The sequence below is a fragment of the Amycolatopsis saalfeldensis genome, from assembly GCF_900110575.1.
GTDB classification, from domain to species: domain Bacteria; phylum Actinomycetota; class Actinomycetes; order Mycobacteriales; family Pseudonocardiaceae; genus Amycolatopsis; species Amycolatopsis saalfeldensis.
The window spans coordinates 157,203-180,674 of sequence record NZ_FOEF01000012.1 but is presented as its reverse complement, the minus strand read 5'-3'; the positions used below and the strand labels follow the sequence as shown (position 1 = coordinate 180,674).

Here is a 23,472-nt window from a genome sequence, read left to right as displayed (position 1 = left end):
GACCTCGACCGTCCACAGCAGACCCCTCTCACCTTCGGCACACCACACCAACGACTCGTTCGACGTGCCGGCCGCGGGTTGGTTGCCCCGCAGTGACGAACCCCGCACCACCTCGACCGGCACCCGCGACGCCATCCCGTGCTCCGTGCGTCGTGTGGTTCTCCCCAGCTGTAGTCGACTGACATAATTTGACATCTGTCAGTCGACGGCCGTACCGTCCGGCTCATGAGAGCGATCATCTACAGCGAGCCGGGCAGTGCCGACGTCCTCCGGTTCGTCGAGCGTGCGGTCCCCGAGCCCGGCGCCGGCGAGGTACGGGTGCGGATCGCCGTGTCGGGCGTCAATCCGACCGACTGGCAGGCCCGCCGCTCCGGTGCGGCCGGCTTCCCCGAAATCACCCCGCACCTTGACGGCGCCGGCACCATCGACGCTGTCGGCGAAGGCGTCGACGAGCACCGGATCGGTCAGCGGGTGTGGGTTTTCCTGGCGGCCGCCGGCCGCCCGACCGGCACGGCGGCCGAGTTCGCGGTGGTGCCCGCCGACCGGACCGTGCCGCTGCCCGACGACGTCGGCTTCGACGTCGGTGCCGCGCTCGGCGTGCCGGCGCTCACCGCGCACCGCGCGCTCACCGTGGCCGAGGACGGGCCGAGCCGGTTGGCCCCCGGCGCGCTGGACGGGAAGGTGGTGCTCGCCGCGGGCGGCGCCGGCGCGGTCGGGCACGCGGTGATCCAGCTGGCCCGCTGGGCGGGCGCCACCGTGATCAGCACCGTCAGCAGTCCCGAGAAGGCGCGGCTCGCCACCGCGGCGGGCGCCCACCACGTGATCGACTACCGCGCGGGCGCCCCGGCCGACGTGATCCGCGCGCTCGCCCCCGACGGCGTCGACATCGTGGCGGAGGTGGCGTTCGCCGCGAACGTCGACCTGGACCTGGCCGTGCTGCGCCCCCGAGGCACGATCGCCGTCTACGCGAACGACGGTGGGGCAAACGTCGAGCTCGACGTGATGACGAGCATGATCCGCAACGCCCGCATGCAGTTCGTGGTCCTCTACACCGCCGGCCGCCAGGCCCGCGACGCGGCCGTCGAGGCCGTCGCCGCCGCGGTTCGCGCCGGCGCCCTGCCGGTCGGGGACGAGCACGGCCTGCCGTTGCTGCGCTTCCCGCTTGAGCACACCGCCGACGCCCACCGAGCGGTTGAGGGCCACGCCGTCGGCAAGGTGCTGGTGGACGTCGCGCCGCGACGGTGTTGAGCAGCGCCGTGCCGATGGAGCCGCCCAGCCGTCGGTCTCGGCGGTGGACCGGCCGTAGGCCAGGACGACAGGCCCGCCGACACCGTTGGTGAACGTGGTCGTCAGCAACGCAGGATGGCCGGGGCCGGCAGTGCGGCGAATCCGCCCGGCACGGCCTTGGCCACGACCGGCAAAACGAATCCGCTCGCCGCGCCGCCGACGCCCGAGGCGGCCGCGAACCCCCGAGGCCGATGACCAGGGCGGTCCGCCGGCCGATGAGGTCGGCCAGCCGGCCGCCGAGCAGCAGGCTGCCGAAGGCCGGCGTATGGCCGGTGATGGTCCACCACCGCCGGGCGGCGGGTGGTCCTCCGGCCTGGTCGATCCGGATCCGCCCCTCCGGCGTCCGGAAGTCAGCCGTGCAAGCGCTGGGACAGGAAGCCGTGCCAGGTGCGCTCGAAGGCCCGCGCGAGACGGGAGGCCGGCGCGAACAGGTCCCAGGCGTGGAAGGCGTGCGCGTAGACGTGGAGGTCGACCGGGACCCCGGCCGCCAGGAGGCGACTGGCGAACTCGATGTTCTCGTCGCGGAACACGTCGTGCTGGGCGGCCGCGATGAACGTCTCCGGCATGCCGTCCAGCTCGGTCGCGCGCCCCGGCGCGGAATACGGGTGGACGTCGGGCCGGCCCGCTCGATCACCGAGCACGGCCGTCCAGGCCAGGAGGTTCTCCTTCCGGTCCCACACGCCGACGTCGGTCACCTGGTGGCTCGACGGCGTTTCGTTGCGGTCGTCGAGCATGGGGTAGTTCAGCGACAGCAGGCGCGGGCGCGCCACACCGCGGTCCCGGACCATGAGCGCGGTCGCCGTCGCGATCGCGCCCCCTCCGCTGGCGCCGGCGAGCCCGACCCGCTCGGGGTTGATCCGGTGCTCCCCGGCGTGTTCCAGGAGGTGGGTGTAGGCGAGGTAACCGTCCTCGGCCCCGCCCGGCGCGGGCGTTTCCGGTGCGAGGCGATAGTCGACGACCGCGACGACGCTGCTGATGGCCAGGGCGAGGGCGCTGGGATAGGTGGTGTCGTCGTGCGCGCTGCCGAGTATCTGCCCGCCGGCGTGGAAGTAGACCAGAGCGGGGAGGGGATCCTCGGCGCCGGCCGGCGTGAACAGCACGATGTCCAATGTGGACTGGTCGGGTCGCGGCACCCGGAGGGTCTCGACGGTGACCCGGGGATCCGGCGCCGGCGCCGGAAGCTGTGCCGTGGCCGCGTTCAGCCGCGCTCGCAGGGCCGGGATGTCGGTCAGGTCCATCAGGCTTCCGTTGGTGGCCTTCGGCATGGCGGCCAACGCGGCAGCCAGCTCGGGATCGAGGGAAGCGGGCGTCGTGGTCACGAAACATCCTTTCGTTGGGAGAGCACGGGAATCCTGGGCAGCGCCATTCCGCGGGGGTGGCGTGACCGGCAAGGGCCCTGCGCGTCGCTGGCGCCAGGTTTCGTCAGTTACTGACACTACAACTTGTCAGCCACTGACGCAACCTGCTTCACTCCGGACCTGGCATGAAGCGGAAAGCCCGGCCGGGAGCCGTTCGCCGAGCCGGGGTTCGCGCGCTGGTAACCCCCTCGCATCGGTGGAAGGATCGACGACCATGACCGATGCCGGCCCGCTGGGCGCCGACGAGGCCGCGTTCATCGCGGCGGCCCGCTCAGGCGATGCGGCGCGGTTCGCGCTCTTCACCGAGCGCCACCGGCGTGAGCTGCAGGTGCACTGCTACCGGATGCTCGCGAACTACGAGGACGCCCAGGACCTGACGCAGGAGACGTTCTTGCGGGCGTGGAACAAGCGGGCGACGTTCAAGGGCCAGGCCGCGCTGCGGACCTGGCTGTCGCGGATCGCGACGAACGCCTGCCTCGACTTCCTGGAGAAGCGCAAGGACCGCACACCCGTGCCGTCCGGGCTGGAGGACGCCGGCTTCGAGGTGCCGTACCTCCAGCCGTACCCCGACCGGATGCTGCCCGAGGACCCGCAGGAATCGGTGGTGGCGCGGGAGACGGTCGAGCTGGCGTTCATCGTCGCCGTCCAGCACCTGCCGCCGCGGCAGCGGGCGGTGTTCGTCCTGCGCGACGTCCTCGGCTGGCCGGCGTCGAAGGCCGCCGACGCCCTCGAGCTGACCGTCGCGTCGGTGACCAGCGCACTGCAGCGGGCGCGGGTGACGATGCGCGAGCAGCTGCCCGGCCGCCGCCTCGACTGGCGGAGCCCTGCCACCCACGAGCTGTCGGATGACGAGCGCGGCGTGGTGAAGTCCTATATGGACGCCCATGAGCGCAACGACCTCGATGGGCTGATGTCTCTGCTGCGCGAAGACCTGCGTTTCGCGATGCTGCCCGAGCCGGGCACCTTGATCACGACGGCGAAGGACGCGGTGGACGGCTGGGTCTCCGGCGGTCTCTTCCGGCGTGGCAAGGACGATTGGCGCTGTGCCGCCACGACGGTCAACCGCATGCCTGCCGCCGCGCTGTACCTGCGCGCCCCCGGCGACCCGGAGTACCGGCTGCTGAACCTCGCGGTCCTGCGCATCGTCGACGGGAAGATCGCCGAGCTCACCGGATTCGACGTCACCGGCCAGCCATGGCTGGGCCTGCCGCCGACGCTGTGATCACCCCTGTCCCCCTCGCCTCGTCTCGTATCGGGTCAGCACCACGCCGCCGGGCAGCGTGCGCGTCTCCACGAGGTTCAGGTTCACCCAGTTGTCCAGTGCGGTGAAGAACGGGGTGCCGCCGCCGACCAGGACCGGGTGGGTGGCCAGGGCGTACTCGTCGATGAGGCCGGCCCGCATGGCCGCCCCGGCGAGTGCGGCGCCGCCGATGCCCATCGGGCCGCCGTCCCCGGCCTTGAGCCGGGTGATCTCGGCGACCGCGTCGCCGGTGACCAGACGGGTGTTCCAGCCGGCTTTGTCGATTGTGGAGGAGAACACCACCTTCGGCGTGTCCCGCCAGTTCCGCGCGAACTCGATCTCCGCCGGGGTGGCGCCGGGCTGCTGGTCGCCGGTCGGCCAGTAGGAGCTCATCGTCTCCCACAGCTTGCGCCCGTACAGCGACACCTCGTTCGCCAGCTCCTGGTCGAGCCACCACTGGAACAGCTCCTCGCTCGGCGGCCCGCTCCAGCCGATGTCGACGCCGGTCGCGGCGATGTAGCCGTCCAGGGTCAGGTTCATGCCGAAGATCAGTTTCCGTGCCATGCCAGCCTCCTGTGAATCGATCTCACACGTATAGACGGGCGCCGCGCGGAAACCTAATCTGTGTCCGCTGCCGGTGTGATCAGGGTGTGGTCCTTGCGGATTCGGCCGTTTCCCCATGGTCCGCGGGTGCCGCGTCCCAGCCGGGCAGGGTGATCTTCCGGTCGAGCCAGGTCAGCAGTTCGGCGATGACGTCGGCGCGGTTGGTTTCGTTGAGGATTTCGTGCCGGGCGCCCGGATAGGTCACGAGGGTGACGTCGGTGAGGCCGGCCGCACGGTAGCGGTCCGCGAGCGGTTTGACGAGGGCGAGCTGTCCGTTGACGGGATCCTGTTCGCCGACGGCGATGTACACCGGCAGGCTGGGGCGGATCGCGGTGAGCGCGTCCGGGGCGGCCAGCCGGCGGGCGTCGGCGAACATCGCTTTGACCGAATCCCGGTCCAGGCCGAAGCCGCAGTGCGGGTCCGCGAGGTAGGCGTCGACGATCTTCTCGTCGCGGGTCAGCCACTCGAACTCGGTCCGCGCCGGCTGGAACGGCGCGTTGAACATGGCCAGGTCGAGTTCCTGGTCCAGGTCGAGTGCCGGTTCGAGCAGGTCGAGCAGGGCGGTGCCGGTGAGCACGACGGCGTCGAGCTGATCGCTGTGCTCGAGCAGGTACTGCTGGGTCGCGAAGGAGCCCATGCTGTGCGCCAGCACGGCGAGCGGAAGCCCGGGGCGTTCCTCGCGGATCAGCTCCGAGAGCCTGCCGATGTCTTCGACGAGGTGGTGCCAGCCGTCCGGGCCGAGCTGGCCGAGCTGGTCCTCGGCGGCGGCGGTGTTTCCGTGGCCGCGGTGGTCCTGGCCGTAGACCACGTAGCCGGCGGCGGTCAGGGCCAGTGCGGTTTCGTCGTAGCGCAGCACGTGCTCGCCCATGCCGTGCGTCAGCTGGACCGCGCCCGACGGCGGTGTTGCCGGGTCCCAGCGGTAGGCGGTGACGGCGAGGCCGCCCGCTCCCGGATAGGTGAAGCGCTCGGTGTACATGGCAGAGCCTTTCCGTTGTGTGGTGCGGAATCGGGGCGGGTCACCCCGCGGAGATGCCGCCGTTGACGCTGATGGCCTGGCCGGTCAGCTTGGCCGCGCCCGGGCCGCCGAGGAAAACGATCAGCGACGCGAGGTCCTCCGGTTCGGCCACGCCCAGGTGTGCTTGGGCGGCGGCCTTTTCGAACAGCGACTTGCTGAATCCGTCCCGCAGCACGTTCTCGGCGGTCAGGGTGCCGGCGATCAAGGACGGCGTCACGGCGTTCACCCGCACCCCGTCGCGCTTGGCCTCGATCGCGGCGACCCGCGAGAACATCACGATGGCCGCCATGGCGGCGCCCAGCACCGCTTCACCCGGCGTCGGGACCTTGGCGGCGTCGGAAGCGATGTTCACGATGCTGCCGCCGCCCTGCTCCCGCATGAGGGGCAGCACCGCGCGGGTCAGCTGCATCGGCGGAAGCGCCTGTCCGGTAAGGATCTTGGCGAGATCGGCCGGGGGAGTCCGGTGCAGGAGCTCGGGCCGGTACGTCGCGGTCACCGAGTTCACCAGCACGTCGATCGCGCCGAAGGCCGAGTGCACTTCGCCGATCGCGGCGTTCACCTGGTCGAGGTCGCCGGCGTCGGTGGGCACGAACACCACCTCGGCCTCCGGGTGCCGGTCCCGGAGCGCCTGGCGGGCGGCGTTCCCGCGCTCGGCGTTCCTGGCCAGGAGCCCGATGCGGCGGACTCCGGCCGCCAGGAACCCGAAGGCGCTGGCCAGCCCCACGCCGGAGGTCCCGCCCGCGATGAGCACCGCGGACTCGGGATAGTCGCGAACAAGGGGCGCGTGTGCCGGCACAGAGACCTCCAGGGCTGTCGGGTACGGAGCGGTTCAGTTTCCCCTCTTGCCGCCCGAACCGTCGGGCCAGTGTGCCATATCGGCCAGACCATTGGCATAGTTGGACCGCAGAGGTACGCTCGGCTGGCCTGACTCAGCTCGATACAAGGGAGTAGCGGATGGTCGGCGTGCCGGTGCTGGAGACGTCCTATTGGCCCGCGGAGCCCGGGGACGTCCTCGACGTCACGGTCTGCGAGACGCTGCGCCTGGCCGCCGAGACGGTGCCGGACCGCTTGGCGCTGGTCGATTGCGTGGCGGACGGCGAGGCCAGGGACACCTGGACCTACGCCGAGTTCGCCGCCGACGCGGAACGAGTCGCCCGGGCGTTGCTGAAGCGGTTTTCGCCGGGCGACCGGATCGCCGTCTGGGCGCCGAACAGCGCCCGGTGGATCGTGCTCCAGCAGGGGATCGCCATGGCCGGAATGGTGCTGGTGGCCCTCAATCCCGCGTACCGGGCCAGGGAAGTGACCTTTGTGCTCGACCAGTCCGGGGCGGTCGGCCTGTTCTGCCCGAGGACCTACCGGGAGTTCGACATGGTCGGTCTGCTCGAAGACATCCGGGCGGAGACCCCGGACCTGCGGGAGATCGTCACGTTCGACGAGTGGGAGAGCTTCGCCGCGAGCGGGGACCCGGACCGGCCGCTTCCCTTGGTGCGCCCGGAGGACGTCGTCCAGATCCAGTACACGTCGGGGACCACCGGTTTCCCGAAGGGCGCCATGCTGCACCACAAAGGACTCCTGAACGAGGCCCGGCACGTGGCCGAGCGCGCGGGCATGGCCGACGGCGGCGTCTACGTGAACGCCATGCCGATGTACCACATCGGCGGCGGCGCGGTGACTTCTTTTGGGGCGTGGGCCAAGCGCGGCACCTTCGTGATCCTCCCCGGCTTCGAGCCCGCGCTCCTGCTCGAAGCGTTGGAGACCTACCGGGGCACGCACACCCTGGTCGTCCCCACCATGCTGATCGCGATGCTCGACCACCCGGACTGCGCGCGGCGGGATCTGACGAGCCTCCAGACCATCCTGAGCGGAGCCGCGTCCGTGCCCGCTTCGCTGGTGCGGAAAACACAGCAGCGGCTCGACTGCCAGTTCAGCATCCTGTTCGGGCAGACCGAGGCCCACGGGGTGGTCAGCCAGACCCGGGTCACCGACTCCGCCGACGACCAGGCCGAAACGGTGGGGCAGCCCCTTCCCCAGCTGGAAGTGAAGATCGCGGACCCGGAGACCGGCGATCCCGTGCCACTGGGCGAAACGGGGGAGATCTGCTGCCGCGGATACCAGAACATGCTCGGGTACTACCGGATGGCGGCCGAGACCAGCGCCGCGATCGACCCGGACGGCTGGCTTCACCTCGGCGATCTCGGCTCGATGGACGAGCGCGGTTTCCTCAGGATCCGCGGGCGGATCAAGGACATGATCATCCGGGGCGGCCTGAACATCTACCCCGCCGAAATCGAAGCCGCGCTCGGCGATCACCCGGCCGTGGAATACGCCGCGGTGATCGGCGTGCCCGACGAAAAGTGGGGAGAGCAGATCGGGGCCGTGGTCAAGGTGCGGCACGGCGCCGAACGGCCCTCGGTGGCAGCGCTCACCACGTACCTGCGGGCGGAGATCGCTCCGCATAAGACGCCGGTCTACTGGGCCTTCGTGGAGACCATGCCGACCACGCCGAGCGGCAAGATCCAGAAATTCGCCCTGCGCCGGCAGGCGGAGGAGGGCGCGCTCAGCTTCGACTTCGTGCGATCCGCGGGGGCCGACAACGTGGGAGCGCAGGCCTAGGACGTGTTTGACGAACTGACCAGGCGGCGATCGTCGACCGGGCGTCGGTGCCTCTCCGGCCCGGCCGGGTCCGGCCAGAGCTACCAGTGACCGGCCGTTGCCCTCGACGAGGTGACGGATCTTCGTGCTCCAACCGCCACGCAATCCCGCACCGGCGGGCAGGCCAGCTATCAGCCGCAACCCTTTGTCGGACACGCCCCAGCGGCATCGGGTGCGCCACCATCCGCTTCCGACCAGCCGGGGTCAGGTCCGGCGGATCGAGATCGACGCGCCGAGGTGCACGGCCCCGCCCGCGGTGCCGTCGCAGCCGGCGCAGGAGTGGCCGGCCGCGGAATGGGCATCCGGGAACAAGGCGACTTCGGTGTCCGCGTCCTGCCCCGGCGGAGTCGGGTCGACGGGCCGGCTCGCCGATTCGAGGGCCAGCAGCGCCGCCCCGTACGCGCCGGTGATCTGCGGGTGCTCGGGCACTTGGACTTCCAGCTGCAGCGCGCTCGCCAGGAACTCCACCGCGGCGGGATTCCGGGCCACGCCACCGGTCATGACGACGGGAGCGTGCCGCCCGACCTGGGCCACCAGCGCCAGCGTCCGCCCGGCGATCGCGCGGTGCACCGAGGCCGCGATGTCCGGGGTGGGCAGTCCTTGAGCGAGCATGGAGACGATCTCGGTCTCCGCGAACGTCGCGCACATGCTGCTGACCTCGAGGTCGGCCGTGCCCTGCCGGGCCAGGTCGCCGAGGTCGCCGAGGTCGCACTCGAGCGCGCGGGCGAGCACCTCGTAGAAGCGGCCGGTGCCGCTCGCACAGCGATCGTTCATGGCGAAGTCGTTGACCAGACCGCTTTCGTCGACGGTGATCGCTTTGCTGTCCTGGCCGCCGATGTCGATGATCAGCTTGACACCGGGGCACAGCGCCGCGGTGCCCCGGGCGTGACAGGTGATCTCGGTGAAGGTGCGGCGCACGCCGGGCACGAGCTTGCGCCCGTACCCGGTCGACACCGTTCCCGAGACCTCCGCTTCGCCGATCCCGGCCTGGGCCAGCGCCCGGTCGACGGCCCGCTGCATGCCCTGGCGGCTCACCGCGCCCATCTGGACGACGCTCGTGCCGAGCATCGCGCCGTGGTCGTCGACGATCACGGCCTTCGCGGTGGTCGAGCCGAGATCAACGCCGAGGTGGTGGCCGGTCATGCGAACGCGCTGAACCCGTCGGGCAGCGATCCGCGCTCACGGCGCACGTCGATCGCCTCCAGCATGGCCACGAGCCGGCTCTCCAGGATGCCGTCCTTGTAGAACGAAGCGTCCGCGACGTCGCCCTCGAAGAAGATGGACGGGATGCCGAGCTTGTCCTGCGCGGACCTGGCCAGTAGCCGCTGCGGTCCGGTGAAGGCGCGGCACGTGCGCGTGGAGTGGAACACGAGACCGTCGAGGCCGTACTCCTCGCAGTCGCGCAGGGTCAGGTACTCCAGCGTTTTCGCGCCGTGGTTGGTGGGGCACAGGAGGTAGTGCTGGGCCATGCCCAGGATCGGGTCGCTGGTGTCGATCAGGTGCGGCTCCTGCCAGAAGGCGTTCTGGATGTAGCGCCCGGCCAGCACCGCGACGCCGTGCTCGGCGAATTTGCGGGACAGGTAGCCGAGCTTGTTCCAGTTCATGATGCCGTCGAAGTAGAGGCGGTACTTCTCGTCCTTGACCGCGGAGACGCCGTTGTCGATCCGGCCCTGGATTTCGTCGCGCACGTCGGCGAAATAGTCGACGAGAGCCTGGTTTCCGGGCAGGAAGTTGATCGGCGCGACGCTGGCGATCCAGTCCCAGAACGTCGCCGGGGCCGGCTTCGCCTTGCACAGGTCGAGGCCTTCCCGCCGCAGTTCGCCGGCCCGTTTGATGTAGGTCATGCTTTCGCTCAGCGCGTCGTAGTCGAACGGGCGCCCGGTCTGGTTTTCCAGGAAGCCGATGAGCTCCCGCAGCTGATCCGCGACGAATCGGGAGGCCGTTTCCCACTCCTCGCCCCGGAGATAGCCGGAGTCCGGTTTGTTGCCCCAGAGGAAGGGGTGCGAGATGTTGAAGATCGGCAGTTCCTTGCCGAAGACGCGGTAGGAGATCCCGTCCCATTGCTGGCCCGTGCTGCAGCCCGCGTAGTTGTTGACGAAGAAGTCCGGCGCGGGCAGTTTCGCCGCGAGCACCTCCTGGTCGTGCACGCCGACCACGCCGGTCTGGTCGCCTTCGGTGCCCTGCAGGGTGAGCACGGAGCAGCCGAGGTGCGTGCGGGAATACGAGCACAGCTCGGCGTTGTAGCCGTATTCCGCGCCGGCCAGCTGGGCCGGTCCTTCGAGCCGCTGGGCCGCGAGGCGGGCCGCGAACGCCTCGCCGTGGCACCAGGCCAGCCCGGCCGCCTGGAACATCGGGTTGAGCGCGCCGCCGTTGTACCAGACGATTTTCTTGCCCCGTTCACGCGCGGTGAAGAGGTCGTCCCAGTAATCGGCGATCATCCGGCCGCCGACCCGGGTCATGCCGAGCCGGTTGCTCTTGTCCTCGACCGGCTTTTCGATACTTCCCAGCATTTCAGTCGTCTCCCGTGGTTGATGGCTCAGACGTGGACGGGCCGGCGGCGCAGAGCGCGCTCGACCAGTGCTTCGATCCGGGTGCGGAAGGATTCCAGCGGCATTCCCTCGTGCTCGGTCTCGAGCTGGAGCTGCGGGACGTCGGCCGCGTCGAGGGCTTTGCGCAGTTCCGGGTAATACAGCATGTGCGGTTCGCAGAACTTCGGCACGAGGTGGATGACCGCCTCGGCGCCGCTGTGCCGGACGGCGTCGAGCAGGTAGACGTCCCAATCGGCGTCCTGCTGCACGCGGGTCGGGCACGGGATGGTGACGTTGCGCCGCGCGTACCACCCGGCCAGCGCGGCGATCGGGTCGCCGTCTTCCGCGACATCCGTGGAGAGGTAACGCCTTCCGTGGTACAGATCGTCGTCGACCACGATCGCCCCGCTGTCTTCGATCACCTCGAGCAACTCGCGTCGCGGTGCGTGGCAGAGGTGCCCGGACAGGTGCACGCGCACGCGGTCGTCGCGCTCGGTGCCGTGGAGCCCGGCCAGCGCTTCGAGCAGGAGCGCGTGGTGCTCGACGGGGTCCATGACCATGCTCGAGACGATGATGTCCTGAAGCTCGACGGGGCTGAGGGCGGCTTCGCCGGCGCTGCGGGTGTCGAGCAGTTGCCGGATCAGGCGGCGGTCGCGGTTGCAGGCTTCGATGCTCTGGCGGAGCGCGTCCGGCCCGACCGGGTTTCCGGTGAACCGTTCGATTTCGGCCCGGATCTCCGCCATCGTCTCCGTGACCTTGGCCGGCGCCCACGAGTCGTTCATCGACGAGTTCAGCATGCCGAGGAAAACGGTGGTGTCCGGCTTGAGGGTCCGGGCGATCTCCGTGGCGCCGATCAGCTGGATGCAGTGGTCGGCGGTGAAGACCGCGTCGTAGAGGTCGAACCGGCCGGTCGCCACCTGGTCGGCCAGGTTCCTCGTGTACCCGCAGTAGAACTCCGCCAGCAGGGCCCGGCCTTCGGTGATCGGCTGCTGGTCGTCCTGCACGATCACCGGCAGCGCGCCGGCCGCGTGCGCGAGCTCCCGCGGGAAGTTCATCGGCAGGATGGCGAGCACGGCGCCGCCGGGGTGCTCGGCCCGCCATCGCCCGACGTAGGCGCGCGGATCGCGGGCCACGCCGACCAGTCGTTCCATGGCCTCGGAAGACGCGTCGGTCATGAGTGTGGTTCCTCTCCTGGGTTCGTCGGATACTCTACGCCGCGTGTAACTGAGGCACAATGACCGTAGTGAGTCTGCGGGACCGTCCGAGGAGGCCGTTTTGTCGCCGATCGTCAACCGCTACACCCGTCTCGTCGGGGTCGAGCATCCGATCGTCCAGGAGGGACTCGGGCCGTTCCGCACTCCGAAGCTCGCCGCAGCCGTATCCGAAGCGGGCGGGCTCGGCACGGTGTCGATGCCCGGCATGCCCGAGGACATCGCGCAAGGCGCGCGCACCTTCCGCGCGCACATCGAAGAGTGCGCCTCGCTCACGGACCGGCCCTTCGCGGTGAACATCCCGGTCGGAGTCGACAGCTCGGGGAAAGTGCTCCCGTTCACTGACGTGTATATCCGGACCGCGCTCGAAGCCAGGGAGGCCGAGCCGGAGATCGCGCGGAGGCTGCGCGTGGTGACGACCTCGGCCGGTTTCCCCGGTTCTTACGTCGCCGCGATCAAGGACGCGGGCCTGGTGCACCAGCACAAGGTGGGCTCGACGCGGCAGGCGGTGAAGGCCGCGGCGGCGGGCGTGGACGTGGTGATCGCGGCCGGCTTCGAGATGGGCGGCCACGCGCCGAGCAAGGCGGTGCACACGTTCGTCCTCATTCCGAACGTCACCGAGGCGGTCGACGTGCCGGTGCTGCTCACCGGTGGGGCCCGGGACGGCCGCGGGCTCGCCGCCGCCCTCGCGCTCGGCGCCGAGGGGGTCGCCATGGGGACGCGCTTCATCACCAGCACCGCCAATTCCGACTGGCATCCCGCGTACATCCAGGCGCTGCTGGACGCGGAAGAAGGTGACGATGTGGCGTTCGACGGGGTGTACGGCCCTTGTCGCGGCTTGCGGAACTCGGCTTCCCGGCGGCTCGCCGAGGCGGCCGGGCATCGCGGCGGCGCCGGGGAAATGGGCCAGGTCGAGCTGACCCGGTGGAAGATCGAGTCGATGCAGCGCGCGCAGACCGAGGGCGATGTCACGGACAGCCTGGTGCTGACCGGGCAGGTGGCGGCCGCGATCCGCGACCTCGTGGACGTCGCCGAGTTCGTCCCCCGGATGGCCGCCGAGGCGGCCGGAATCCTGCGGTCCCTGGCGGCACGGCTCGGGAGCGTCGCCAGTTAATGGTACGTTTGGTCAGTCCATTTGAAGGAGGCGCGCCATGATCACGAGGCCGAGCGGGGGCCAGGACGAGCCGGGTCTCGAAGTCGGCGTGGCGCTGAACGACGAGTTGCTCATCGCCGAAGGGGCGAAGCGCCGCGGGCTCCTGAACCACATCGCCGAAGCCGGGCTGGGCCACGTCACGGTCGGCGACCACATCAGCTTCCACGGCGGTGCGGGGTTCGACGGGCTGGTCGCCGCGACGTCGGTCCTGGCCGGGCACGACACGCTGCGCGCGGTCATCGGGGTCTACCAGCTGGCCCTGCGCCATCCCATGGTGGCTGCGCGCCAAGTGGCCACGCTGTCCCAGATCGCGCCCGGACGGCTGGTGCTCGGCGCCGGCGCCGGCGGCGAGGACCGCGACGAGGTCGCGAACGCGGGGATCGATCCGGCCACGCGAGGCCGCCGGCTGGACGAGAGCCTCGGTGTGCTGCGGCGGCTCGCCGACGGCGGGCCGATCGATCACGAGGGCGAGTTCTTCCGCCTGCGGGACGCGCGGATCCTTCCCGCACCGGCGCCGCGAGTGCCGATCGTGATCGGCGGCTCCGGTGACGTGGCGGTGCGGCGCACCGCCGAACACGGTGACGGCTGGATGGGGATCTTCTGCTCGGCAAGGCGATTCGGTGTCACGGCCGGGAAAATCCGGGCGGCCGCGGCGGAACGGGGCCGCGACGTCTCCTGGTTCGGCCTCAGCATGTGGGTGGGCCTGGGGCGTGAGGACGCGACGGCGCGGCGGCTGCTCGGCGAGCGGATGCAGTCGCTGTACCACCTTCCCCCGGAGAAGTTCCGGCATCTCACCGCGGCCGGGACGCCCGCCACGGTCGCCGCGGCGTTGCAGCCGTACGTCGGCGCGGGCGCGCGGCACTTGACCCTGGTGGTCGCGGCGGAGTCGGTGCACGAGGGGATCGAGATGGCCGGAGAGGTCCGCGGCCTGCTGGACGGGCGGGGCTGAATCCCATGCGTGCGGCGGTTCAACGACGCTACGGCGGCCCGGACGTGCTCGAAGCGGCCGAGCTGCCCGACCCCGGGCCGGACCGGGACCACGCGGTGATCGAGCTGCGCGCGGCCGCGCTCAACTGGCACGACGTCCTGGTGCGGCGCGGTCAGTACCGCTCTCCGTTGCCTCACGTCCCGGGCGCCGACGGGGCCGGCATCGACGTCGAGACCGGCGCCGAGGTGCTGGTGCTGCCCGCGCTCCGGTGGGGTGACGACGAGTCGGCGCCGGCGGCGGACTGGGAGATCCTCGGGGACCGGCGGCACGGCACGTACGCGGAGAAAGTACGGGTGCCACGGGACTGTGTGTTCCCGAAACCGCCCGCTCTGACGTGGGCCGAAGCGGCCGCTCTGCCGCTCGTGGGCCTGACCACCTATCGCGCGCTTTTCACCAGAGGACGGCTTCGCGCGGGCGAGTCGTTGCTGGTGCTCGGTGCGGGCGGCGGAGTGGCGACGATGGCGGTCTCCCTCGCCTCGGCGGCCGGTGCCCACGTCGTGGTGACTTCCTCGGCGGAGGCCAAGATCGCCGGCGCCTGCGAACTCGGCGCGGAGGGCGGGGTTCGTTACGACCGGCCGGGGTGGGCCGAGGCGGCCGTCGCGCGGTCACCGCACCGGCGGGGGTTCGACCTCGTCCTCGACCCGGTCGGTTCCTGGGCCGACGCGCTCGCCGCCCTGCGCCCGGGCGGGAGGCTGGTGGTGCTCGGTGCTTCACGGGCCGAGTCGGCCACGCTCGCCGTCCGCCCGTACTACTTCGGGCAGTACGACCTGCTCGGCACGACGATGGGCAGTCCCCGCGATTTCGACGGCCTGCTGCGGCTGCGCGCGGAGCACGAGGTCCCGCCGCCGGTCGTCGACCGGGTCTTCCCGCTGGCGCAGGCGGCGGACGCGCACGAGTACCTCGAAAGCGGCCGTGGATTCGGAAAGATCGTGCTCGGCACCGAGGCGGAAGGGACCGTGTGATGAACGAACCGGGGGCCGGGCCCCTTGTCCGCCAAGAACTCGATGACCACGGCGTGGCGTACCTGACGCTGGACTCGCCGGCCACCCGCAACGCCTTGAGCGACGCGATGCTCGACGAGCTGCTGGCCGCGCTCGAGTCGGCCAGAGAGGATGAGAGCGTTCGCGTTGTCGTCCTGGGTTCCTCGCACGACAAGGTGTTCTCGGCCGGCGGCGACCTGAAGTCCTTCGCCGGCAACGCGTCCACGGTCGTGAAGTACCAGGGCCTGGACCGGTTCCCGCGTCTGTACCAGGCCATCGGCGGCCTGGGGAAGCCGGTCGTCTGCGCCGCCGGCGGCGACGTCCTCGCCGGGGCGTTCGGGCTGGCGCTCGCCTGCGATCTGGTGATCGCCAAGGAGGGCGTGCGGTTCGGGTGCCCCGAGATCAACGTGGGCGTCTTCCCGTTCATGATCTCCAGCCTGATCTACCGCAACGTCGACCGGTTGAAGGCCAACGAGCTGATGATGCTCGGCGAGCCGATCGGCACGGCGGAAGCCCTGCGGCTGAACCTCGTCAACGCGGTGGTCCCGGCCGATCGCTTCGACGACGAGGTCCGGGCGTGGGCGCGCAAGGTCGCCGGCAAGTCGCCCTTGCTCATGCGCATGGGCAAGGACGCGATCAACGCCACCCGGGACCTGAGCCTGCCGGACGCCCTGGAGGCGTTGCGGTCCCAGCTCGCCCTCGCCTTCACCACCGAGGACATCGTCGAAGGGGTGACGGCTTTCCGGGAGAAGCGGAAGCCCGTTTGGAAGTTGCGGTGAAGCAGGCTGCCCGGCCTCGTTGATTCAACGGTCAGACCATTGTATGGTCGTACCAGTATTGTCAGCTGGAGGGCGGTAGGTTCGCATGGACGCGAAGCTCGCGACGGTCCACGATCGTTACAGCGCCACGGAAATCGCCGCCTACTACGAGGCGGGCCTGTGGGAGCCGACGAGCTTCGCGGAGCTGGCGGCCCAGCAGGCCGCGGCCCGCCCCGACCGGCCGTTCCTGATCGATTCGACGTCTTCGGTGACCTTCGCCGAGTTCCGGGACTGGGCGCTGCGGCTCGCGGTCGGCCTCCGGCGGTCGGGCATCGGCCGGGGCGACCGCGTGGCGGTGCAACTGCCGAACTGGGCCGAATTCCCGGTGCTGGCCGCGGCCCTCTCGCGCATCGGCGCGATCCTCGTGCCGATCATGCCCATTTACCGGGAAGACGAGGTGGCCTACGTCCTGCGGCATTCGGGCGCGGTCGCGGCCGTGACCTGTGAGGCGTTCCGCAAGTTCGATCATCTCGGGATGTTCGCCGGGCTGCGGCGGGAAGTCCCGGAGCTGCGGCAGGTCTACGTCGCGCGGCCGGACCGCGCGCCGGACCCGGCGGTCGCCACGCCGCTGTCGGATCTCGTCGCCGAAGGGGACATCGAGGCGCTGGAAGCGGAAGCGGGCCCGGACAGCTCACCGGATGACGGTTTCCTGATCGTGTACACATCGGGGACGACCTCGCGGCCCAAAGGCTGTTTCCACACGTTCAACACCCTGCGCGCGAGTGCGGCGGCGATCGCCGAGGGGCTCCGGTACGGCGAGCGGGACGTCCAATTCGGACCGTCGCCGATCACCCACAGCACGGGGCTGGTCACCAGCGTGGTGCTGCCGCTGCTGAAGGGCGCGACCTCGTGCCTGATGGAGGTGTTCGAGCCGGAGGCGGGGCTGCGGTGGATCGAGCGGTACGGCTGCACCGCGGCGGTGACCGCCACCCCGTTCCTGCAGATGCTGATGTCGGCCTACGACCCGGAAAAGCACGACGCGAGCAGCCTCCGGTTCTGGGTCTGCGCCGGTTCGCCCATCCCGGGCGCGGTCGTCGCGAAGGCGGGCGAGCTGTTCTCGGGCTGCCGGACGCTCAGCCTCTACGGGCGGTCGGAGAACATGCTGACCACGATGTGCACCGCCGCCGACCCGGCGGAGCAGGCGGCGCATTCGGACGGTGCGGCGGTGGCGGGCGCCCAGGTCGAGGTCGTCGACCAGGACGGGCGCGAGGTCCCGCGCGGCGAGGAGGGGGACATCGCCTACCGGGGGCCGAGCCACATGCTCGAGTACTTCCGCGACGAAGCCCAGACCGAAGCCCTGTTCACCCCGGACGGGTTCTCCCGCTCGGGAGACCTCGGGCGGATGGACGCCGAGGGCTACGTCCGGGTCACCGGCCGGCTCAAGGACATCGTGATCCGGGGCGGCATGAACATCAGCGCGCGGGAGGTCGAGGACCACCTCGCCGAGCACCCCGGGATCGCCGGCGTCGCGGTCGTCGGGATGCCCGACGAGCGGCTCGGCGAAAAGGTGTGCGCCTACGTCACCCCGGCGGGGCCGGGCGCCGGGCCGACGCTGCGCGAGATCACCGATTTCCTCCGCGCGCGGCACGTCGCCGTGCAGAAGCTGCCCGAGCGGCTCGAAGTGGTGTCCGAGCTGCCGATGACGGCCACGGGAAAGGTGAAGAAGCACGAGCTCAGGGAAGACATCAGGACGAAGCTGGCTTCGGGCTGACGCCGGGGGTGCCGGGATGCCCGCGCGCCGGCTCAGCTCGTGCGGGCGCGGTCGCCGGCGGAACCGGCGCCCTCCTCCAGCCCGGGCAGGCCGGTGGTGGTGAGCAGGCGGAGGGTTTCCTCGATGTCCGTGGACCGCGCGGTGCGCCGCGGCCAGTTCGAGACCGAGAAGATCATGCCGAGGATGGCCTGCGCCGCCACGGGAATCCGGTGGCCTGCGTCCGGGTAGCGGTGTCCCAGCAGCTCTTCCCAGCGCGCCGTGTACTGGGCCCGGCGGCGATCGAACGGGCGGCGCCACGGGTCCGCCAGCGAGCGTACATCTCGCTGGTAGAGGTTGACCAGCTCGCGGTGCTCGACGGCGAAGGTGATGTGGTGGCGGACGGCGCGGTCGAGATCCTGTTCGGGATCCCCGTGCACGGGCACTGTCGCGCTGACCAGTTCGTCGAGCGCCTCGTTCAGCAACGTCGCCAGGATCTCGTCCTTGCCGGAGAAGTGCCGGTACAGCGACGGGCCGCTGAGCCCGGCCCGCTTCCCGATCTCGTCGACCCCGACGCCGTGGAAACCCTTCTCGTAGAAGGCTTCGGTGGCGGCTTCGAGGATCCTGCGCTCCCTGTCCACCCCTCGCAGCCTACCAGGTCCGGAACGTTCGTTCACCAGTGTGCGTTCCAGCTGGCAGTTTCGCATCCGAGCGCCGGCGCTGTTGTCGATTAGGTCTGACCATTGTAGCCTTTGACGGAGTGGTGTCACTGGCGAAGCCGCGGCGATCGGCGAAGGGCGGGGAGATGGACCTGAGCGATACTCCCGAGGAGGCCCGATTCCGGGCGGGGGCGCGGAAGTTCCTCGAGGAGAGCCTGCCCCGGCTCGGCCGGCCGCAGCCGGACGACCTGGTCGAGCGGGTCCCGTTCTGGCAGCAGTGGCAGCGGATGGTCTTCGAGGCGGGCTACGCCGGGCTCACCTGGCCGAAGGAGTACGGGGGACAGGGCCTCGACGAGCGGTTGCGCGCCGTCTTCGGCGAGGAGAACGACCGCGCCGGGGCCCCGGATCGGCTCAACATCATCGGTGAAGACTTCGGCGGGCCGACCATCGTGCACTTCGGCACCGACGAGCAGAAGGAGCGTTACCTGCGTCCGATCCTCGCCGGCGAAGAGATCTGGTGCCAGCTGTTCTCCGAGCCCGAGGCCGGCTCGGACCTGGCTTCCCTGCGCACCCGGGCGACGAAGGTCGAAGGCGGCTGGCGCATCACGGGCCAGAAGATCTGGACCAGCCGCGCCCAGATCGCCGCGCACGCCATCCTGCTCGCCCGCACCGGCGGCGGCGAGCGCCATCGCGGGATCACGTTCTTCCTGCTGCCCATGGACAGCGACGGCGTCACCGTCCGCCCGCTGGCCCACCTGCTCGGTGAGGCCGAGTTCAACGAGGTCTTCCTGGACGAGGTGTTCGTCCCCGACTCCGCGGTCGTCGGCGAGGTCGACGGCGGGTGGAAGGTCGCGATGGGCACCCTCGGCTTCGAGCGCGTGGCGATCGCGACCGGCCGGGTGAACACCACCAAGGCCATCGGCGACATCATCGAGGACATCCGCGGGCGCGAGGACGTGACGGGACGGCCCCTCGGCGCCGATCCGCTGGTGCGCCAGCAGGTCGCCGATCTGTGGTCGCGGGCGCTGATCCATCGCACGATCAGCCAGCGCGTGGTCACCGGCGCCGCCGCCGACGGCCCGCCCGGGCCGGTCACCTCCATCGGCAAGCTGTATTTCTGCCCGCTGGTCGAGGACCTGGCGGACTTCCGGCTGTCGCTCGAGCCGCTGGGCGGCCAGTTCGGGCTCGACGACGAGCTGAGCGAGACCCGGGCCTGGCTCCGGCTGGCCAATCAGGCCCGCGGCACCGCCATCGCGGGCGGGTCGACCTTCATCCAGCGCAACATCGTGGCCGAGCGCATCCTCGGCCTGCCCAGGAGCTGACGACATGACCACCGAGCACCCCTACGTCTGGCGCCCGACCGCGGACTACCTCGAAAACAGCAATGTCGCCCGGCTGATGCGAGCCTTCGGCGTGACGACCGCGGACGAGCTGCGCGCCCGGTCGGTGGCCGACATCGCCACTTTCTGGCGGGCCGTGGTCGACGACCTCGGCCTGCCGTTCCACTCCCCGTATTCGGCCGTGGTGGACACCAGCCGGGGCATCGCGTACCCGGACTGGTTCGTCGGCGGCGGGCTGAACGTCGCGGACGCGTGCCTCGGGCGCTGGGCGCGGGAGAACCCGGACACCCCCGCCGTGGTGCACGAGGCCGAGGACGGCACCGTGCGCCGGCTGACCTTCGCCGAGCTGGACGAACAGGTCGCCGCGGTGCGCGCGGGCCTGCGGGCGCGGGGGATCGGGCGGGGGGACGCGGTCGCGCTCTACCTGCCGATGACTCCGGAGGCAGTGGTGGCGACGTACGCGATCGCGAGCATCGGAGCGGTGGCAGTCCCGTTGTTCAGCGGGTTCGCGACCACCGCGATCGCGTCGCGGCTGCAGGACGCCGAGGTGCGCGCGGTGATCACGGCCGACGCGACGGTGCGCCGCGGCCGGACCGTCCGGATGCTGCCGCAGCTGGTCGCCGCACTGGAATCGTGCCCGCGGGTGGAGCACGTGATCGTGGTGCCGAACGTGGCCGGCGACCTCGAGCTGTCCGGCGGCCAGGTCGCCTGGTCGGAACTGCTGGCCAGTGCGCCCGACCGCCGGGTGGAGCCGACGTCCACTTCGGACGTATTGCTGCTGGCCTACACCTCCGGGACCACAGGACGTCCGAAAGGGGCGGTGCACACACACGCCGGCTTTCTCGCGAAGGTCGCGATGGAAGTCGCCTACGCCTTCGACATCAAGCCAGGACGCACTTTCTGCTGGATCACCGACATGGGCTGGATCATGGGCCCACTGTCCATTCTGGGCACCCACGCCTGCGGCGGCACACTGCTGCTGTACGAGGGCTCGCCGGACGTTCCGGACGCGCAGCGGTTGTGGCGGCTGGCCGAAGCGCACGGCGTGAGCATGCTCGGCGTGTCACCGACGCTGATCCGGGCACTGCGCGCGACGGGCGAGCTGCCCGGGGCGGATCTCTCGTCCGTGCGCGTCCTCGGTTCGACGGGCGAGCCGTGGGATCCGGAGTCCTACGAATGGCTCGCGCGGGACGTCTTCGGCGCCCGCGTGCCGATCATCAACTTCTCCGGCGGGACCGAAGTCGGGGGCTCGTTCCTGTGCCCGTACCCGGTCGAGGAGATCACCAGCTGCTCGCTCGGGGGACCGGCGCTGGGCATGGACGTCGACGTGGTCGACGACGACGCCCGGCCGTTGCGCGGGCGGGTGGGCGAACTCGTGTGCCGGCAGCCGTGGCCCGCCATGACCCGCGGCATCTGGCGCGACGACCGGCAGTACCGGGAAGCCTATTGGTCGACCTTCGAGGGGCTGTGGCGGCACGGGGACTACGCGCTGGTCGACGAGCGGGGCGACTGGTTCATCCTCGGCCGGTCCGACGACGTGATGAACGTGGCGGGCAAACGGGTCGCGCCGGCGGAGATCGAGTCCGTCGTCGGCCAGGACCCCGCCGTGGCGGAGTCCGCGGTGGTCGGCGTGCCGGATCCGGCCAAGGGCGAGGCCGTGTGGGTCTTCTGGGTCGGCAAGCCGGGGGCGGACACCGACGACGAGGACGTCGCGCGAAGGCTTCGCGCCCGGGTCGCGGAAGAAGTCGGCAAACCCTTCGCGCCCAGCCGGATCGTGCGGGTGGCACAGCTGCCGAAGACCCGCTCGGCGAAGATCATGCGCCGGGCGATCCGCGCGGCCGTGCTGGACCAGGACCCCGGGGACCTCTCCGGCGCCGAGAACCCGCAGGCGATCGCGGAGATCGCCGGCCGGCTCAAGGAGCAGCGATGAAAGCGCCCGGGTCAGCCTTCCTGGACGTCGACATCGGTGCGCTCCTCGACCTTGAGCACCGCCTCGGCGTAGGTGTGCACGTGCCGGGTCATCCGGCGCACGGCGGCGTTGGGGTCCTGGGCGCGGATGGCCGCGGTGACCGAGCGGTGCGCGCGGACCGTGGTCGCCCGGACCTCCGCGTCCACGAACTGCGTGTTCCGGGTGGACGCGTAGATGGCCCGCGACAAGGCCAGCATGAATCCCGTCAGCAGCTCGTTGTGGCTGGCCGTCGCGACGCCCACGTGCCAGTCGATGTTGGCCTGCAGGAAGGCGTCCAGGTCTCCCGCGGCGACGAGGTCGTCGTTCGCGACCTCGAGGCGGTCCAGGTCCTCCTCGGTGCGGGCGCTCGCGGCCAGGCGGGCGCACGCGGGTTCGATCGCCTCGCGCGTCTCGAGCAGCGCCGGGATGCGGATCTTGCGCCCGCGGATCATGAGGTTGACCGACTGGGCGACCGACTCTTCCCCCGGGTGCTCGACGAAGGCGCCCCCGGCGCGGCCGGTCTTGACCCGCACCAGGCCCTGCACCTCCAGGATGCGGAGTGCTTCCCGGACGGTGGTGCGGCTCATCCCCGTCTGGGTGACCAGCTCGCGTTCGGGCGGCAGGGCGGTGCCTTCGGCGAACTCGCCGCGCAGGATCCGTTCACGCAGGTCGTTCGCGAGTACGTCCGAGGCCTTGGGCACCTGCATCGGTGACAACCGCACAGGATTCCGGATCGTCCCGTTCGTCGTATTCGCTGGCTCTGCCATCTCACGTCCTGTTCCGCAAATTTGGTCGTACCTAAAGTACCAGTGATCCCGCCCCGGTCACCGGAGCCGCCGGGACGAGAAAGAGGATTGTTCATGGAGTGGAAACTCTCCGACGAGCAGATCGCCTATCAGGAGACGCTGCGCGGTTGGTTGTCCGACACGGCTTCGTCCGCCACCGTGCGCGCCTGGCTCGACGAAGGCGACGAGCAGACCTTCGAAGCGCAGCTCGTGCGTGGCGGCTGGGCCGGGGTGGGGATTCCCGAGAAGTCCGGCGGCCAGGGCGGGGGCCTCGTGGAGCTGGCGCTCACCGCGGAGGAGCTGGCTCGCGCGGCGGTCCCGTCGTCGGCGTGGCTGGCCACCGTGCTCGCGGCGCCCGCGTTGGCGCACCGGCCGGGGGCGGTCGAAGCGGCGCTCGCCGGGAAGCCGGTCACGCTGCTGGTGCCCGCGGACGAAATACCGGACGCGGCGCCGGGGCTGGTGATGGATTCCGACGGGCGGCTCAGCGGGAGCGTGTCACGCGTGCTCGCCGGGTCGCGAGTGGACTCGTTCGTGGCCGTGGTGCGGGAAGGCGGTCATCGGGCCTTGCGGCTGGTGCGCGCCGGGGACGCCGGGAAGTCCGCGCGACGCCTGCTCGACCGCAGCCGCTCGGTGGCCGACATCCGCCTCGAATCGGTTCCGTCGGAGCCGCTGCGGGTGGACGGGGAGGCATTCCTGCGTGACTGCGCCGCCCGGGCCGCGGTGCTGGTCGCGGCCGATGCGCTGGGCGCGACGGAGCGGATGCTCGCCCTCGCGGTCGACTACAGCAAGCAGCGCCGTCAGTTCGGGGTGCCGATCGGGTCGTTCCAGGCGGTCAAGCACGCGGCGGCGACCATCCTGGTCGGGGCCGAGGCCGGGCGCTCCGTGCTCTACTACGCGGCGGCGACGGTCGACGCCGGCGAACTCGACTGCGGGCTGCACGCCGCCGCGGCCAAGGCACAGGTCACCGCGGAAAGCGCTCGCGCGGCGGACACCGCGCTGACGATGCACGGTGCGATCGGCTACACCTGGGAGCACGACCTCCACCTGTTTTCCAAGCGCGCCAAGCTCGACGAGTACCTGTTCGGCACTCCGGCGCGGTGGAACGAGCGGATCGCGGACGGTCTTCGGCTGGTGTGACGCACCGGACTGACTCGATCTGTCTTTTGGTCAGTCCTTTTGTTAGAATCAGGCCGCAGCCTGCCGACCGGATGAGGGGACAC

At 70.7% G+C, this 23,472-nt stretch carries 20 protein-coding genes; 11 read left to right on the top strand and 9 right to left on the bottom strand.

Annotation, left to right across the window (positions count from 1 at the left end):
• Positions 1-225: 225 nt before the first annotated feature.
• Positions 226-1,248, top strand: a complete 1,023-nt coding sequence (locus BMY97_RS25995; protein WP_091621006.1) for an NADPH:quinone reductase — start codon at positions 226-228, stop codon at positions 1,246-1,248.
• Between the two features lie 389 nt (positions 1,249-1,637).
• Here BMY97_RS25995 and BMY97_RS25990 read toward each other — a convergent pair whose 3' ends face one another.
• The gene (locus BMY97_RS25990; RefSeq protein ID WP_091621003.1) at positions 1,638-2,606 is read right to left on the bottom strand and encodes an alpha/beta hydrolase fold domain-containing protein; all 969 of its coding nucleotides are present in this window, start codon (positions 2,604-2,606) and stop codon (positions 1,638-1,640) included.
• Between the two features lie 253 nt (positions 2,607-2,859).
• Here BMY97_RS25990 and BMY97_RS25985 point away from each other — a divergent pair, with 253 nt between their 5' ends.
• On the top strand, positions 2,860-3,867 hold the full coding sequence (locus tag BMY97_RS25985; RefSeq protein WP_091621001.1) for an RNA polymerase subunit sigma-70: 1,008 nt from the start codon (positions 2,860-2,862) through the stop codon (positions 3,865-3,867).
• Here BMY97_RS25985 and BMY97_RS25980 read toward each other — a convergent pair whose 3' ends face one another.
• The 3 genes from BMY97_RS25980 to BMY97_RS25970 all read right to left on the bottom strand — a co-directional run bounded on the left by BMY97_RS25980 (position 3,868) and on the right by BMY97_RS25970 (position 6,299).
• A complete protein-coding gene (locus BMY97_RS25980; RefSeq protein WP_091620998.1) occupies positions 3,868-4,449 on the bottom strand; it encodes a dihydrofolate reductase family protein in 582 nt (193 codons plus the stop codon).
• Between the two features lie 79 nt (positions 4,450-4,528).
• Positions 4,529-5,464, bottom strand: a complete 936-nt coding sequence (locus BMY97_RS25975) for an alpha/beta fold hydrolase (RefSeq protein ID WP_091620996.1) — start codon at positions 5,462-5,464, stop codon at positions 4,529-4,531.
• 40 nt (positions 5,465-5,504) lie between these two features.
• Positions 5,505-6,299 carry an SDR family NAD(P)-dependent oxidoreductase gene (locus tag BMY97_RS25970; RefSeq protein WP_091620993.1) on the bottom strand — a complete coding sequence of 265 codons (795 nt, stop codon included), beginning with the start codon at positions 6,297-6,299 and terminating at the stop codon, positions 5,505-5,507.
• A gap of 158 nt (positions 6,300-6,457) precedes the next feature.
• Here BMY97_RS25970 and BMY97_RS25965 point away from each other — a divergent pair, with 158 nt between their 5' ends.
• Positions 6,458-8,116: an AMP-binding protein gene (locus BMY97_RS25965; RefSeq protein ID WP_091620990.1), complete on the top strand. Its 1,659-nt coding sequence runs from the start codon at positions 6,458-6,460 to the stop codon at positions 8,114-8,116.
• A gap of 243 nt (positions 8,117-8,359) precedes the next feature.
• On the opposite strand, the gene BMY97_RS25960 is transcribed toward BMY97_RS25965, so the two are convergent.
• From BMY97_RS25960 to BMY97_RS25950, 3 genes are read right to left on the bottom strand one after another with little or no spacing between them, the layout of a single operon-like run.
• Positions 8,360-9,298, bottom strand: coding sequence for an acyl-CoA dehydratase activase (locus BMY97_RS25960; protein ID WP_091620988.1), 939 nt, complete (start codon positions 9,296-9,298; stop codon positions 8,360-8,362).
• A complete protein-coding gene (locus tag BMY97_RS25955) occupies positions 9,295-10,665 on the bottom strand; it encodes a 2-hydroxyacyl-CoA dehydratase subunit D (RefSeq protein WP_177231546.1) in 1,371 nt (456 codons plus the stop codon). The genes BMY97_RS25960 and BMY97_RS25955 overlap by 4 nt, the downstream gene beginning before the upstream one ends.
• Before the next feature lie 26 nt (positions 10,666-10,691).
• Complete coding sequence (locus tag BMY97_RS25950) at positions 10,692-11,858, bottom strand: 2-hydroxyacyl-CoA dehydratase subunit D (RefSeq protein ID WP_091620985.1); 1,167 nt, start codon at positions 11,856-11,858, stop codon at positions 10,692-10,694.
• A gap of 100 nt (positions 11,859-11,958) precedes the next feature.
• Between BMY97_RS25950 and BMY97_RS25945 the strand changes: the two genes are divergently transcribed.
• From BMY97_RS25945 to BMY97_RS25925, 5 genes are all read left to right on the top strand, one after another.
• The gene (locus tag BMY97_RS25945) at positions 11,959-13,008 is read left to right on the top strand and encodes an NAD(P)H-dependent flavin oxidoreductase (RefSeq protein WP_091620982.1); all 1,050 of its coding nucleotides are present in this window, start codon (positions 11,959-11,961) and stop codon (positions 13,006-13,008) included.
• A gap of 37 nt (positions 13,009-13,045) precedes the next feature.
• Complete coding sequence (locus BMY97_RS25940) at positions 13,046-13,996, top strand: LLM class flavin-dependent oxidoreductase (RefSeq protein WP_091620978.1); 951 nt, start codon at positions 13,046-13,048, stop codon at positions 13,994-13,996.
• 5 nt (positions 13,997-14,001) lie between these two features.
• Positions 14,002-14,997 (top strand): zinc-binding dehydrogenase, encoded by a 996-nt coding sequence (locus BMY97_RS25935; RefSeq protein WP_091620975.1) that lies wholly within the window; start codon positions 14,002-14,004, stop codon positions 14,995-14,997.
• A complete protein-coding gene (locus BMY97_RS25930) occupies positions 14,997-15,794 on the top strand; it encodes an enoyl-CoA hydratase/isomerase family protein (RefSeq protein WP_091620972.1) in 798 nt (265 codons plus the stop codon). The genes BMY97_RS25935 and BMY97_RS25930 overlap by 1 nt, the downstream gene beginning before the upstream one ends.
• Positions 15,795-15,879: 85 nt before the next feature.
• On the top strand, positions 15,880-17,544 hold the full coding sequence (locus BMY97_RS25925; RefSeq protein WP_091620969.1) for an AMP-binding protein: 1,665 nt from the start codon (positions 15,880-15,882) through the stop codon (positions 17,542-17,544).
• A 32-nt stretch (positions 17,545-17,576) separates the two neighbouring features.
• Here the strand turns inward: BMY97_RS25925 and BMY97_RS25920 are convergent, their stop codons facing one another.
• Positions 17,577-18,161: a TetR/AcrR family transcriptional regulator gene (locus tag BMY97_RS25920; RefSeq protein ID WP_177231545.1), complete on the bottom strand. Its 585-nt coding sequence runs from the start codon at positions 18,159-18,161 to the stop codon at positions 17,577-17,579.
• Between the two features lie 119 nt (positions 18,162-18,280).
• Between BMY97_RS25920 and BMY97_RS25915 the strand changes: the two genes are divergently transcribed.
• Both BMY97_RS25915 and BMY97_RS25910 read left to right on the top strand, forming a co-directional pair.
• Positions 18,281-19,501: an acyl-CoA dehydrogenase family protein gene (locus BMY97_RS25915; protein WP_245787495.1), complete on the top strand. Its 1,221-nt coding sequence runs from the start codon at positions 18,281-18,283 to the stop codon at positions 19,499-19,501.
• 4 nt (positions 19,502-19,505) lie between these two features.
• Entirely contained in the window at positions 19,506-21,449 is a 1,944-nt protein-coding gene (locus BMY97_RS25910) for an AMP-binding protein (protein ID WP_091620964.1), read from the top strand.
• A gap of 11 nt (positions 21,450-21,460) precedes the next feature.
• On the opposite strand, the gene BMY97_RS25905 is transcribed toward BMY97_RS25910, so the two are convergent.
• Positions 21,461-22,174, bottom strand: a complete 714-nt coding sequence (locus BMY97_RS25905) for a FadR/GntR family transcriptional regulator (protein WP_091620961.1) — start codon at positions 22,172-22,174, stop codon at positions 21,461-21,463.
• A 153-nt stretch (positions 22,175-22,327) separates the two neighbouring features.
• Here BMY97_RS25905 and BMY97_RS25900 point away from each other — a divergent pair, with 153 nt between their 5' ends.
• Positions 22,328-23,389, top strand: a complete 1,062-nt coding sequence (locus tag BMY97_RS25900; protein ID WP_091620958.1) for an acyl-CoA dehydrogenase family protein — start codon at positions 22,328-22,330, stop codon at positions 23,387-23,389.
• Positions 23,390-23,472 lie beyond the last annotated feature (83 nt).